This is a genomic window from Brevibacillus sp. FSL K6-6036 (genome assembly GCF_037964015.1).
Classification (GTDB): Bacteria; Bacillota; Bacilli; order Brevibacillales; family Brevibacillaceae; genus Brevibacillus; species Brevibacillus borstelensis.
On the sequence record NZ_CP150173.1, the window covers coordinates 1,830,038 to 1,842,251 of the forward strand.

At 51.0% G+C, this 12,214-nt stretch carries 13 protein-coding genes; 12 read left to right on the plus strand and 1 reads right to left on the minus strand.

What is annotated here, in order from left to right:
- Positions 1–18: 18 nt before the first annotated feature.
- From NST37_RS09125 to NST37_RS09140, 4 genes are all read left to right on the plus strand, one after another.
- Positions 19–930: a GNAT family N-acetyltransferase gene (locus tag NST37_RS09125; RefSeq protein WP_003390782.1), complete on the plus strand. Its 912-nt coding sequence runs from the start codon at positions 19–21 to the stop codon at positions 928–930.
- Between the two features lie 38 nt (positions 931–968).
- Complete coding sequence (locus NST37_RS09130) at positions 969–2,114, plus strand: virulence factor (protein ID WP_003390780.1); 1,146 nt, start codon at positions 969–971, stop codon at positions 2,112–2,114.
- Between the two features lie 233 nt (positions 2,115–2,347).
- Positions 2,348–3,670, plus strand: coding sequence for an NAD(P)/FAD-dependent oxidoreductase (locus NST37_RS09135; protein WP_332309939.1), 1,323 nt, complete (start codon positions 2,348–2,350; stop codon positions 3,668–3,670).
- 160 nt (positions 3,671–3,830) lie between these two features.
- Positions 3,831–4,385 (plus strand): ECF transporter S component, encoded by a 555-nt coding sequence (locus NST37_RS09140; RefSeq protein WP_003390776.1) that lies wholly within the window; start codon positions 3,831–3,833, stop codon positions 4,383–4,385.
- 108 nt (positions 4,386–4,493) lie between these two features.
- Here NST37_RS09140 and NST37_RS09145 read toward each other — a convergent pair whose 3' ends face one another.
- Positions 4,494–5,303, minus strand: coding sequence for a serine hydrolase (locus NST37_RS09145; protein ID WP_311067613.1), 810 nt, complete (start codon positions 5,301–5,303; stop codon positions 4,494–4,496).
- 110 nt (positions 5,304–5,413) lie between these two features.
- Between NST37_RS09145 and NST37_RS09150 the strand changes: the two genes are divergently transcribed.
- The 8 genes from NST37_RS09150 to NST37_RS09185 all read left to right on the plus strand — a co-directional run bounded on the left by NST37_RS09150 (position 5,414) and on the right by NST37_RS09185 (position 12,131).
- Positions 5,414–7,051 (plus strand): peptide ABC transporter substrate-binding protein, encoded by a 1,638-nt coding sequence (locus NST37_RS09150; RefSeq protein WP_003390770.1) that lies wholly within the window; start codon positions 5,414–5,416, stop codon positions 7,049–7,051.
- Positions 7,052–7,066: 15 nt separating this feature from the next.
- Positions 7,067–7,801, plus strand: coding sequence for a gamma-glutamyl-gamma-aminobutyrate hydrolase family protein (locus tag NST37_RS09155; RefSeq protein ID WP_003390768.1), 735 nt, complete (start codon positions 7,067–7,069; stop codon positions 7,799–7,801).
- A gap of 596 nt (positions 7,802–8,397) precedes the next feature.
- Positions 8,398–9,663, plus strand: coding sequence for a group II intron reverse transcriptase/maturase (ltrA, locus tag NST37_RS09160; RefSeq protein ID WP_024985202.1), 1,266 nt, complete (start codon positions 8,398–8,400; stop codon positions 9,661–9,663).
- Between the two features lie 98 nt (positions 9,664–9,761).
- Entirely contained in the window at positions 9,762–10,202 is a 441-nt protein-coding gene (locus NST37_RS09165) for a peroxiredoxin (RefSeq protein WP_171506872.1), read from the plus strand.
- A gap of 163 nt (positions 10,203–10,365) precedes the next feature.
- On the plus strand, positions 10,366–11,418 hold the full coding sequence (locus NST37_RS09170; RefSeq protein WP_003390764.1) for a DNA polymerase IV: 1,053 nt from the start codon (positions 10,366–10,368) through the stop codon (positions 11,416–11,418).
- Between the two features lie 25 nt (positions 11,419–11,443).
- Positions 11,444–11,629, plus strand: a complete 186-nt coding sequence (locus NST37_RS09175; RefSeq protein ID WP_003390762.1) for a hypothetical protein — start codon at positions 11,444–11,446, stop codon at positions 11,627–11,629.
- Between the two features lie 102 nt (positions 11,630–11,731).
- Positions 11,732–11,905, plus strand: coding sequence for a hypothetical protein (locus NST37_RS09180; protein WP_155808003.1), 174 nt, complete (start codon positions 11,732–11,734; stop codon positions 11,903–11,905).
- Positions 11,906–11,960: 55 nt separating this feature from the next.
- Entirely contained in the window at positions 11,961–12,131 is a 171-nt protein-coding gene (locus NST37_RS09185) for a hypothetical protein (RefSeq protein ID WP_003390760.1), read from the plus strand.
- Positions 12,132–12,214 lie beyond the last annotated feature (83 nt).

The following is a 12,214-nucleotide window of genomic DNA, read 5'->3' on the forward strand; positions in this document are numbered from 1 at the left end:
ACGAAAGGGAGAGTATGAATGACAGCCTTTACATATGTCACCAAAGCAAAACCGACAGCCGAGGAATTGGACCATATCCGGGGATTGGCAGCAGTCTGCAATGGCTTCGAACAGATCAATCTGAAGCTGAATTTCGACATGCTGGAAAAGCGTCCGGGTACCGACACCAACGATTTTTTTTGCTATGACCGCGGGAAGCTCGTCGGATACGGAGGGCTGCACGTTTTCCATCAGGGAGAAGCGGAGGCAACCGGCATGGTGCACCCCGATTACCGGGGAAAGGGGATATTCCGGCATTTGCAGTGGCTGATGGAAGAAGAATGCCGGTTGCGCAAAATTCCAGAGCTGTTGTTTATTGTCCAGCGCGGGTCCAAAACAGGAAAAGGGTATATGGAGAAAGTGGCTGCGCGGTATGAGTATTCCGAGTATTGGATGGAGCGGGAGGAGTCAGGCGAAGAATTGCCGAAACAGGATGGGCGAATTCAGCTCAGGGCTTCAACCCCAGACGATAAGGAGATTTTGATTCAACTTAGCATGGCAGGGTTTCAGTTGGAGGAGACACTCGCCAGAGAGATGTTCGAGCATATGGGACAAGACCCTGCCCAGACCAATTATTTGATCACGCATGACCAAAACGAGCCGATTGGCAGGATTAGCGTTTCCCGTCAGCCGAAGCATGCTTTTATCTACGGGTTTGCCGTTCACCCTGATCATCAGCGAAAAGGGTATGGTAAAGAAGCGTTGGCAAAAACAATTGCCCTGTTGTCTGACGAGGGCTTTCCCAAAATGATCCTGGAGGTAGCCACGGAAAACAGCAATGCCCTGTCTCTCTATGAGTCTTGCGGATTCCGGGTCAAATCGGCCAATGATTACTACAGGTTCCCGCTGCACTTCAAAAATGGCATGGACGCCGCGGACATGGTACCATAGCGGTACGAGAGAATAGGCAACAAAAGGAGTGACTCGGCATGAAACTGTTGTCGATAGAACCGACACCCAGTCCAAATGTCATGAAGCTGAATGTGGACGAGCGCTTGCCTGACGGCGTTCAGCGGGTATACAACAAGCAGTCCGGGGCGCAAATGCCGGAATTGGTGAAGCAGCTACTGGCGATTGAAGGCGTGACCTCGATTTTTCATACGGCTGATTTCTATGCCTTGGAACGAAAATCGCAAGCAGACTGGCAGCAAATTTTGACCCATGCCCGGGAGGTTTTCGGAGCGGGGGCGGAGACCTCCATGCCAGCCTGGACGAATGAAGAGTCCGGGGAAGCGTGGGGAGAAGCGCAGGTGTACATCCAGATGTTCCGCGGCATTCCCATGCAGGTAAAAGTAACGATGGGAACCGAGCAGATACGCGCCGCCTTGCCCGAACGATTCGGAGCGGCGGCCATGAAGGCGGGTTCCGCTTCACCGAATGTAATCATGGAGCGCAAATGGGTAGAGCAAGACGTTCGCTACGGCGATTTGCGCGAGATCGGGGAAGAAGTGGCCAGCGAGGTGGATGCGGCGTATCCGCCAGAACGGGTGGAAGAGCTTGTTCAACAGGCGCTGCAGCTTGGAGTGGGAGAAGCCCCGCCCCAGCCCGAGCGGGTCAAGAAAGTCGTCACGCTGGAGATGCTCGATGATCCTGATTGGCAAAAGCGGTATGCTGCGCTGGATCGCATGGAGCCGACTGCCGAAGATTTGCCTGTTCTGAGAAAGGCGCTTCATGACGAAAAGGGCTCCATCCGTCGGCTGGCAGTCGTCTACCTGGGAATGGTGGGAGGCGATGAGGTGTTTCCTTTGCTCTACGAAGCGCTCCGTGACCCCTCTGTATCTGTTCGCAGGACGGCAGGAGATACTTTGTCCGATCTGGGGGACCCGAGAGCAAGTGAAGCGATGTGCGAAGCCCTGAAGGACCCGAACAAGCTCGTACGCTGGCGTGCAGCCCGTTTCCTGTACGAGGTAGGCGACGACTCGGCGCTGGAAGCTCTGCGGGCGGCCCAGGACGATCCGGAATTTGAGGTTCGTCTGCAAATTCAAATGGCTGTTGAGCGCATCGAGCGCGGAGAAGCGGCGAGCGGTACAGTTTGGCAGCAGATGACGAGAAGAAACGAACAACAAGGCTCCTGAGACGAGAACTTGAATTTTTACCCCTGTCGATCACTACGGAACGATGAGTGCAGGCAGGGGTAATTGTCATGCTTTTATGGTCATAATAAGATAGGTTGACAGGAAACAGAAGGAAGAGCGAGGGGAAACGGAAAAGCCAAAAAATGGTATCATCAGTATAACAATAGACACAGTTCATTTATGGTTGACTTCTACCTTGTACATCCCTTATCCTATAGGATGATTGAGGTTTCATACATCGTGAGTATGTAAGGGAGATTGTTATGACAACGAACCACTATGACGTCGTCATCGTTGGCGGGGGGCTCGCCGGTCTTTCTGCTGCAGCCTATCTGTCTTCCAAGGGCAAAAAGGTAGTGCTTCTCGAGCGCGGAGCCCTGGGCGGCCGTGCCGTCACGCTGAAGATCAAAGGCTTTAACTTTAACTTCGGTGCACATGCCATTTACGGGCGTGACACATCGGTTTTGAAAACGTTTGAAAAAGAATTGGGTTTGAACATTGATTGGCAGGATTTCAATCCGAATAAAGCCCGTTATGATTTGGGGGACGATTTGACAGCGGTTCCCGCAAATGTGCAGGGATTGTTCCGTACGAAGCTGGTCAAGGGATTTGACAAAGTTCTGTTTACCTTTGAAATCTTGAAAACCATGTTGAAAATGGAGACGGGTCACCCGCACCTGTCGATCCAGAAGTGGATGGAGAAGCAAAATGTAAGTGAGGAAGTAAAGGAAATGATGCTGACATTGGCATCCTCCAACTTCTTTACCCGTGAGCCGGAAAAAATTCCGTCTGATGTGTTCTTCACCTACTATCGTCGGATCTTTACGACGAATAAGCCGGTTGCCTACATCGGAGGCGGGTGGCAGGCGTTGATCGAGGAATTTGTCCGTGTCATCGAAGCCAACAACGGCACGATCATGACCAAAACAAAGGTCGAATCCTTCCGTGTCGAAAATGACAAAGTGGTTGCCGCTGTCACACCGGAAGCTGAATTTACCGGAGATGAATTCATCAGCTGCATCCCTCCAAAAGAAATGACAAAGGTGTTTAAGGATACAAAGCTGGAGCATGCTATCGCACAGTATGCAACATACGAGCCGACGGTTGTCGTCGTGTATGATATCGGTCTCAAGCAGCGTATCGATGTCCCTTACACCTATATTTATGACAAGCAAAACAACATTTTTATTACGGATATTTCGTATTACGACAAGACCTGCGTCCCAGAGGGCGGACAGCTACTGCAGGCGACCGCCTATCTGCGTCAGTCCGAAGTCGGCGTGAAAGAAGTCGTCGAGCAGCGCAAGCAAGAGATTGAACAACTGTACGACAAGCACTTCCCAGGCTGGCGGGAGGAACTCGTGGTGCCCCGCGTTTCCACCCGTGCCGTCGTCCAGGAAATCAAGTGGACGATGAACCAGGAGGCGCTGCCAATCAGCTTGCCAGATTACCGCAACCTGTTTTTTGCGGGTGACTGGTGTGAAGGCCAAGGACAATTGTCCGAGCTGTCTTTCTCCAGCGCGTACGAAGTAAGCAAGCTGATCCTTTCCAAATAGAGACAGCATCGATGCCCATTAAGGCGTTTTTCCTGCAAAGGAAGGACGCCTTTTCCTTTGTCTATATAGAATAAGCATATCCAGAATATTCCGTTTTGACAGCGGGGCTTTCGGATGCTATGTTGAGGATGTCCAGAGACTACAAAAAGGAGCCACCAAGATGGACATCTGTCCTGCCGCCGCAAGAAAGGGCGAAAAAGTCAGAGTAATCGGAATGGGAGTTGTACTTTACGGCTTCCTCAGTTATATCACCGACTATATTCCGATAGCAGGCAGCAGTTTGCGGCCGGCCATCGTCATTCTTACGATTATAGGAGCCTGCTTTGGCCCGCTGACAGGCTTCCTGTTCGGTGCCTTGGGAACTCTCCTGTCAGATGTTCTCTCCGGGCAATTGTGGATGAGCTGGATTATTGGCAATGGCGTCATCGGGCTGTTCTCGGGCTTTGCCTATTTACATAAGGAATTTGATCTGAGGAATGGAAAAGTTTCGCTAAGCCATTACGTCTGGATGGCATTGTGGGGAATCGCGGGCAATCTGATCGGTCTCGTCGGAGCTGCAGGAATGGACATCCTGACAGGGAAACCGGATGTCTCTATTTTTTACTGGGCAGTTGTACCTGCAGGAGTCAATTCACTTTGGATCGTGTTGATGGGTCTTCCGATCGTCACTGCAATCGTCAAGCGGAAGGCAGCGAACTTCAGTGCAAACGGGTGAATGGAGCTCATAAGGGACCGAATGCATGGACCCTAGGTATGGGACCCGAACGTACAGGACCCGACTGTATGAGCAAGGCCCGTCCAAAACAACGGACAGGCCTTTTTTCTACTTCGTATACAGATCGTATACCATCCGGCCGATTTGCGCCATCACGTCATTGGCTGCGACGGTCTCGATATTTTTGGATAACAAGCAGATCGTCACTGCCCGGTTGCCGATGTACATCACTCCGATGTCATGAGTCGTTCGAGTGACTGTCCCTGTTTTATTGGCCAGCTCCCATTTCGGCAGCATGCCGATCACATCGCCGTCCGGATCAGGCAGGTGATAGGGGATGCGGTCGCGATGCTGCTGTCTTTTCATGATGTTGATCATGTGGAGGCAACTGTTGTACGAGATGATTTTTCCTGTAGCCAAATGGCGAAGGTGGCTGCCAAGATCTGCCGCGGTCACCTCATTGTAGCCTTCCAGCTCCGCAGGGACGATCATCAGCTTGTTGTGAAACTGGCTGTTGACCATTCCTGTTTTGTTCATGACAGAACGGATCGCCTCAGCCCCGACAAGATCGATGAGCATATTGGTTGCCGTGTTGTCACTCTGAATGATCATCAGGGTTGTCAGATCGTAAATGCTCCACTTTGTGCCTGGCGTCATATGCTGCAGAATGCCTGCTCCGCCGACCTGATCCTCTTGTCTGAGAGTCAGTTTGTCTTCGAGAGCAAACTTGCCTGCGTAGGCTTCAGCAAACACAGCGGCCATGATCGGGACTTTGATTACGCTGGCGGCGTAAAAGCGGTCATCATGACCCTTGCCCCAGATTTCGTTTGTCTGTAAATCTTCGAGGTAGATTCCCCACTGCCCGCCACTCTTCTCAAGCAATGTGCTGAGAGCATTTTCCAATGACGCTAACATCATGACCAGCTCCTTTATCACTTTACATAGTTGTAGACAAAATTTTCGTAAGATAATATTATTTAATCATGCATCGTATAATCAAGAAAAAAAGTTTCAAGAGGGGGTTTTCCATGAAAGCGCTTCAAAAGATGTCGCTCTGTTTTGTGATGCTAAGCAGTCTGGCCTTTGCGGGCTGTGGGGGACAAGCGAGTCAGCCTGCAGAACAAAAGCCTGCGGAGACACCGGCAGCACAAGAACAAGCAGCAGCACCACAGGAGATGCGGATCAACCTGAATACGGGAGAACCAAATACAATCGATCCGGGCTTGGCTGAGGACATTCCTTCCATGTCGATTACCCGCGCCGCTTTTGACGGTTTGCTTCGTCTTGACGTAGACGGCAAGATCAAGGAATCGGTCGCGGAAAAATACGAGGTTTCCCCGGATGGCCTGACCTACACCTTCCATCTGCGTGATTCAAAATGGTCCAACGGCGACCCTGTGACGGCCCATGACTTCGAGTACGCCTGGAAGCGCGTTCTCAACCCCGAGACAGCATCCGGCTACGCCTATCAGATGTACTACCTGAAAAACGGCGAGGCGTACAATGCCAAAAAGGCAAAAGCGGAGGATGTTGGCGTCAAAGCTGCGGATGAGAAAACATTGGTAGTCACCCTGGAAAACCCGGCTCCGTTTTTCCCGCAGCTTGTGGCCTCCGTCACCTACTTTCCTGTAAACAAAAAAGTTGTCGAGGGCAACAAGGATTGGGCGGCAAAACCTGAAACCTACATAGGGAATGGGCCGTTCGTCCTCAAGAAGTGGGAGCACAAATCTTTGATCGAATTGGAAAAAAATGAAAACTATTGGGATAAAGATCGTGTGAAGCTGTCCAAGCTGACCGTCAACATGATCGAGGACGCCAATACCGAACTGGCGATGTTTGAAAAGGGCGAGCTCGACTGGGCGGGTTCTCCGCTGGGCGACCTGCCGCTCGACGCGCTCGATTCCTTGAAGGACTCCGGCAAAATGCAGTCGCAGGCGACCGCTGGAACGTACTGGTACATCTTCAACACGACGAAGCCTCCGTTCAACAACAAGCACATTCGTCAGGCGTTCGCTTACGCCGTTAACCGCCAGGAAATTGCCGACAGCGTCGTTCCGTACAAGAGCACGCCTGCCCTGGGCATCCTGCCTCCGACGATGGCCTTCAAACCGGAAGGCTACTTTAAGGACAACGATGTTGAAAAGGCAAAAGAACTGTTGGCACAGGGCATGAAGGAGCTCGGTATCAGCGAGCTGCCTGAGTTGACCCTCGCCTACAATACGACAGAAGTGAACCAACGCATTGCGACGGTTATTCAGGATCAGTGGAGAAAAGCGTTCGGCATCGAAGTGAAGCTGGTAAACAAAGAGAACAAGGTTCACCGTGAACAGATGAAAGCGGGCAACTTCGATATCGGCCGGGCGAGCTGGATTGGCGACTTTAACGATCCGATCAACTTCCTGGAAGTGTTCAAAGGCGGTCTGAACACGTCCAAATGGGAACACAAGGAGTTCCTTGATATGCTGGCTAAGTCCGCCACAGAAGGAGACGAAGCCAAACGCAACGTGAGCCTGAAGAGGGCCGATGCCATTGTAATGGATGAAATGCCCGCCTTGCCGATCTACTACTTCACGTACACATGGGTAAAGCAGGACAGTGTAAAAGATGTCGTCATTGACGCATTGGGCTTCATCGACTTCAAATACGCATCGAATGAAAAGAAATAGCAGGGAGTGACTTTCGTGCAACCGATTATTGGCGTGGCGTGTACCAAGATGTTCTTTCCAAACAACAACCTTGATCAGTATTTCTATGTCGGCTCCGGATATGTGGACGGCGTAGCCCGTACTGGCGGCGTTCCGTACATTTTTCCGCTCTTGACAGTGAAGGATGCTCCTTTTCGGGCCATGATTGAATCGCTGGACGGTTTGATCCTGACGGGTGGAGATGATCCGGCACCGCATTTGTACGGGGAAGAGCCGTTGCAAGGTTTGGGTGAGGTAGAGTACGAGAGGGACCTGGCAGAGCTGGAAGTGATCAGACTGGCGCTGGAAATGAAAAAGCCTATCCTCGGTATTTGCCGCGGCATGCAGATTCTCAATGTGGCCGCAGGCGGAACTTTGATACAGGATATTCCGAGTCAGGTGCCGGGCGCGTTCCAGCACGCTCAAAAAGGTTCCCGCCAATACGGAGCGCACAAAGTGACACTGCAACCAGGCGTCGTCGCAGAGGCGCTGGGCAAAACAGAGATTCTCGTCAATACTTCCCACCATCAGGCGGTGAAAGACGTAGCTCCCGGGTTTCGGGCGACAGGAGTCGCGGCTGACGGGGTGATTGAGGCTATCGAGAGCCTCGACGGGCTGCATGTAGGGCTGCAATGGCATCCAGAGCGGATGTGGGCCCATGATGACAATATGCTGAAAATAGCGGAAGCCTTTGTGGGCAAATGCAAGCAATTGAAAATGCAATCGCTGTAAAAAAGGACCGCTCTCCCATTTTATGGGGGGCGGTCTTTTTGGTGCGCCCAGCATGGGCGATAGCTATAGGGTGAAAGTCCCGAACGGGGGTTGGCTGTACCAACCGTTAGCTCAAGGCAAGGGTGTCGACCGCGAGGTCGAATCTGAAGGAAGCCGGCGGCAAAATCCCGACCTGAGGTACACGAACCCAATTTGAGGCTGTTGTATCCGGGCGAGTCTGCCAAACAAGACAAAGCCCCATACAGCCAAGGGATACAGTAGTAAACTTGGGCAGGTACATGGGATGAAAGTTATCGTTCTTACCTGGGGAGGTCTGCATGAAACGCCTTCAACTGTTGGTAACCGTCTCCGTAAGGAGACGCTGAACATGCAGAAGTCAGCAGAGGCCATAGTACCCGAGTAGAGGACGCTTGAATGGGGAAGGGCCGAACATCAAGTCAGCATGCGATCCATGTCTTTTGATACGGTACGTCGAAGCAGAATTCTGTCAAGGAACTACTTTTGAAGAGCAGGGGTGAAGCCCCGAGGGTACAAAAGAGGGCTGAGTATCGTACAGCAAGCACGGAGTCCGCATGTGCGAAGGAAGGAACATCATTATGGATTTGCTGGAAAAAGTCTTATCACGGGAAAACTTACGGATGGCACTCCAACGAGTGGAGGAAAACAAAGGTGTCGGTGGAGTCGATGGTGTTTCAACCGAACAACTACGCGATTATCTACGTGAACACTGGCAAGCCATCCGCGAGAAGATGGAAAGGGGAACCTATAGACCTTCACCTGTTCGCAGAGTCGAAATCCCGAAACCTGACGGTGGTGTAAGGTTATTAGGCATTCCCACCGTGGTAGACCGCTTTATTCAGCAGGCCATCCTCCAAGTGTTAACGCCGATCTTCGACCCCACCTTCTCGGAATCTAGCTATGGGTTCCGTCCAAAACGTAGCGCTCACATGGCAGTAAGGAAAGCGCAAGCGTATATCTCCGAAGGATATCGTTTCGTGGTGGACATCGATCTAGAGAAATTCTTTGATCGCGTAAATCATGATATTCTAATGAGCCGTGTGGCTCGAAAAGTTCAGGACAAGAGAATTTTAAGACTGATTCGTTCCTACTTGAATGCGGGGATCATGATAAATGGCGTCTGTACAACATCAAGTGAAGGAACACCGCAAGGTGGGCCGTTAAGCCCACTTTTGGCAAATATCCTACTTGATGATTTGGACAAGGAACTCGAAAAGAGAGGCCACCGTTTCTGCCGCTACGCAGACGATTGTAATATCTACGTGAAAACAAAACGGGCAGGGGAACGAGTAAAGAAGAGTATTCAAAACCACTTGGAGAAGGTACTAAGGCTAAAAGTAAATGAGGAGAAAAGCGCGATAGACCGACCATGGAAACGAAAATTCTTGGGCTTTAGTTTTACCTTTGCAAAACAGACAAGGATTCGCATCCACCCCAAATCCCTCCTCAAGCTAAAAGAGAAAATCCGCACGATCACGAATCCGGTGTGGAGCATCTCGATGGAGAAGCGGATTGAAAGAATAAATCAGTACCTCATGGGCTGGATTGGATATTTCGCCCTTGCAGACGCGAAGGGCATTCTACAATCCATTGAGGAATGGACAAGGCGCAGGCTCCGTCTTTGTTTGTGGATGCAGTGGAAACGCGTGAGAACCAGATATCGAGAACTTCGCTCTCTTGGCATATCTCACGTAAAAGCCATTGAAATTGCAAATACCCGCAAGGGTGCATGGCGTACCACAAAATCTCCGCATATACACAAAGCCCTCGGCATTGCCTACTGGCAACAACAAGGGCTGAAAAGCTTAGTGCAACGATATTCTCAAATTCGTCAAGCTTGGTGAACCGCCGTATACCGAACGGTACGTACGGTGGTGTGAGAGGACGGGGGTTAGTCGCCCCCTCCTACTCGATTCTGGTATACTGGAGTGGGGGTGTCGCGATGCTGACAGTCGGAACGAAAGCGCCTTTGTTTGCTGCCGAGAGCACAAAGGGGCGGATCGACCTTCAAACGTTTATCGGAAAGAAAAAAATAGTCCTCATTTTTTATCCGGGAGATGACACGCCTGTCTGCACAAAGCAGCTATGCGCGATCCGCGATCGGTACAGTGATCTGGAAGCGGCTGATGCGGTTGTTATCGGAATCAATCCGGCCGACCTGACGAGCCACCGGGCTTTTTCAGGCAAGTTCGGATACGATTTTCCCTTGATTGCCGACGGGGACCATGCCATACGAAAAGCATACGGGGTAGGAAAGGTTCTCGGATTTTTATTCCAACAACGGATTGTATACATCATTGATAAGCACGGAATGATTGCCTATGCGAGAAAAGGAAATCCTGCAGTAACGGAACTGCTCCAGGTTATGAACCATATCTCGTAATCGACCACAGTGACTATGGGCACCTTGAATAGTAACGAGGATAGAGGGAACGCCGAGACGCTGGCAATAAAGGAGCGAGGCAGGCAGGAAGGAACGCATGCTTGCAACCGGTCAAAGAAGCGGCGATAATAGGGATGAGAATGTATGTTTGGTGGTCATATCGATGAAAAAAATTTTACATGTCGATATCGATGCGTTTTTTGCCAGTGTAGAACAGCTCGACAGGCCCGAATATCGCGGCCTGCCGGTTATTGTAGGCGGCATGAGCAATCGGGGAGTTGTCTCGACGTGCAGCTATGAAGCCAGAAAATATGGTGTTCGTTCGGCGATGCCGGTCGCATTGGCGCGGAAAAAATGTCCTCAGGGGATTTTTCTGCCTGTCCGCTACGAGCGGTACGTGGAGAAGTCGGCAGAGATTCGTGCCATCTTTTCCTCCTTTACGGACCGCTATCAGACAGTTGGGCTCGACGAAGCGTATCTCGACGTATCCGGATATGAAAATGCCGTTCCGATCGCCAAGGAGATCAAACGGCGGATTCGCCGGGAAACCGGTCTTACTTGCAGTGTCGGTCTTTCCTATAATATGTCACTCGCCAAAATTGCCAGTGATCTGAAGAAGCCGGATGCATTCGTGGTGATTCGTCCCGAGCAATCGCTTGATGTTCTCCGGAATTTGCCGATCGGAACACTGCACGGTGTCGGTAAAAAAACGCAGGAGCTTCTTGCGAAAAAAGAAATTCGCACGGTTGAGGATTTTTGGCGGCTTTCCTTGGAGGAAGCTGTGAATATGCTGGGGAAACTTGGTCATGCTTTGTATTTTCGAGCACGCGGAGAGGACGACAGGGAAATCGTAACAGAGCGCTCGCCCAAGTCTTTAAGCAGGGAGACGACACTCGCCTATGATTTGTACCAGCGTGACGAGATCGCCTCGGTAGCCTTCTCGCTTTTGCAGGAGGTTGAGCAGGATATACAAGATGAGGGTGTCATCCCCCGGACGATCACGCTGAAAATCAAGTTTGCTGATTTTACGATCAGAAGCAAGCAGCGGAAAAAAGAGTACGGTGCAGCATGGAGAGATCTGTTGGAAGAACTCCTGGATGCCTTTGATTATAGCCCGGGTGTCCGGCTGGTCGGCGTCGGTTTTTCCAATTTTGCATCGCCCGATGAAGAAAGGTACGAGCAACTCAGCCTGTTTTCATGGAATATGCAATGGTGAGGTTCAGTCGAGAGGAGAATACAAAATGACAGGCGTAAACCGGTTTCATTGCTGCGCCACCTGCGTTCACTTTCGCGTGGAAAAGGAAGCAGGCGGCATTGTCTATCGATGCTCTCGACTCACCTACGAGACCAAACCTACCTATCAATTTCAATGCTGGGAGCCGAAAGAGCAGGTACAGCGGTTGATACAAAGAGAAACGAGAGCCTGAGTTTCTAGCAAAATACGCGAATGATAGGGGAGAAACGTGGCTTCGGGTCAGACAGGTTCGCCATAGTATGTACCATCCTTTGATTGAAAGGGGGTACGAGACATGGCAAAAGCGGCATATAACTTCGGAAAGTGGCCGAAAAAAGGGAAAAGCAAGGTTTTCATCGCGCAAGCTGCAAAAGCCAAATCCCAATTCGGAAATGCAGCAGCGATAAACCAGGCGGATGCAAGCATTTTCCACATCAAGGTCAAGGGAGCGGCGAATGGCCCTCTGTAAGGAGTAGGAAGTAGATTCGTACCGGTACATCTATTCCTGAAGGAGGTGCTTACCTATGCAACGGAACAATGTCAGGACGTACTCGTACAAAGTGGGCAAGAATACCGTCATTGTTGTCAAAATCACGCAGGCGGCAACAGCAAAATCACGTACGGGAAATGCTTTGGCGGCGAATCAGGCCGATGTCACCATTCTTGCAAAAAAACGGCGCAACAACCGGGTTTGACCAATTCGCAGCAGCAAAACGAGAAGGGGCCGCGGGCCTCTTCTTTTTCTTTTGCAAGGGAGTGGCTGATTATGGTATAGTAG

What these genes read in the sequence shown, in the direction of transcription:
- NST37_RS09125 (WP_003390782.1), top strand. Translation starts at nt 19, where the DNA reads ATGACAGCCTTTACATATGTCACCAAAGCAAAACCGACAGCCGAGGAA.
- NST37_RS09130 (WP_003390780.1), top strand. Translation starts at nt 969, where the DNA reads ATGAAACTGTTGTCGATAGAACCGACACCCAGTCCAAATGTCATGAAG.
- NST37_RS09140 (WP_003390776.1), top strand. Translation starts at nt 3,831, where the DNA reads ATGGACATCTGTCCTGCCGCCGCAAGAAAGGGCGAAAAAGTCAGAGTA.
- NST37_RS09145 (WP_311067613.1), bottom strand. Translation starts at nt 5,303, where the DNA reads ATGATGTTAGCGTCATTGGAAAATGCTCTCAGCACATTGCTTGAGAAG.
- NST37_RS09150 (WP_003390770.1), top strand. Translation starts at nt 5,414, where the DNA reads ATGAAAGCGCTTCAAAAGATGTCGCTCTGTTTTGTGATGCTAAGCAGT.
- ltrA (WP_024985202.1), top strand. Translation starts at nt 8,398, where the DNA reads ATGGATTTGCTGGAAAAAGTCTTATCACGGGAAAACTTACGGATGGCA.
- NST37_RS09165 (WP_171506872.1), top strand. Translation starts at nt 9,762, where the DNA reads ATGCTGACAGTCGGAACGAAAGCGCCTTTGTTTGCTGCCGAGAGCACA.
- NST37_RS09170 (WP_003390764.1), top strand. Translation starts at nt 10,366, where the DNA reads ATGAAAAAAATTTTACATGTCGATATCGATGCGTTTTTTGCCAGTGTA.
- NST37_RS09175 (WP_003390762.1), top strand. Translation starts at nt 11,444, where the DNA reads ATGACAGGCGTAAACCGGTTTCATTGCTGCGCCACCTGCGTTCACTTT.
- NST37_RS09180 (WP_155808003.1), top strand. Translation starts at nt 11,732, where the DNA reads ATGGCAAAAGCGGCATATAACTTCGGAAAGTGGCCGAAAAAAGGGAAA.
- NST37_RS09185 (WP_003390760.1), top strand. Translation starts at nt 11,961, where the DNA reads ATGCAACGGAACAATGTCAGGACGTACTCGTACAAAGTGGGCAAGAAT.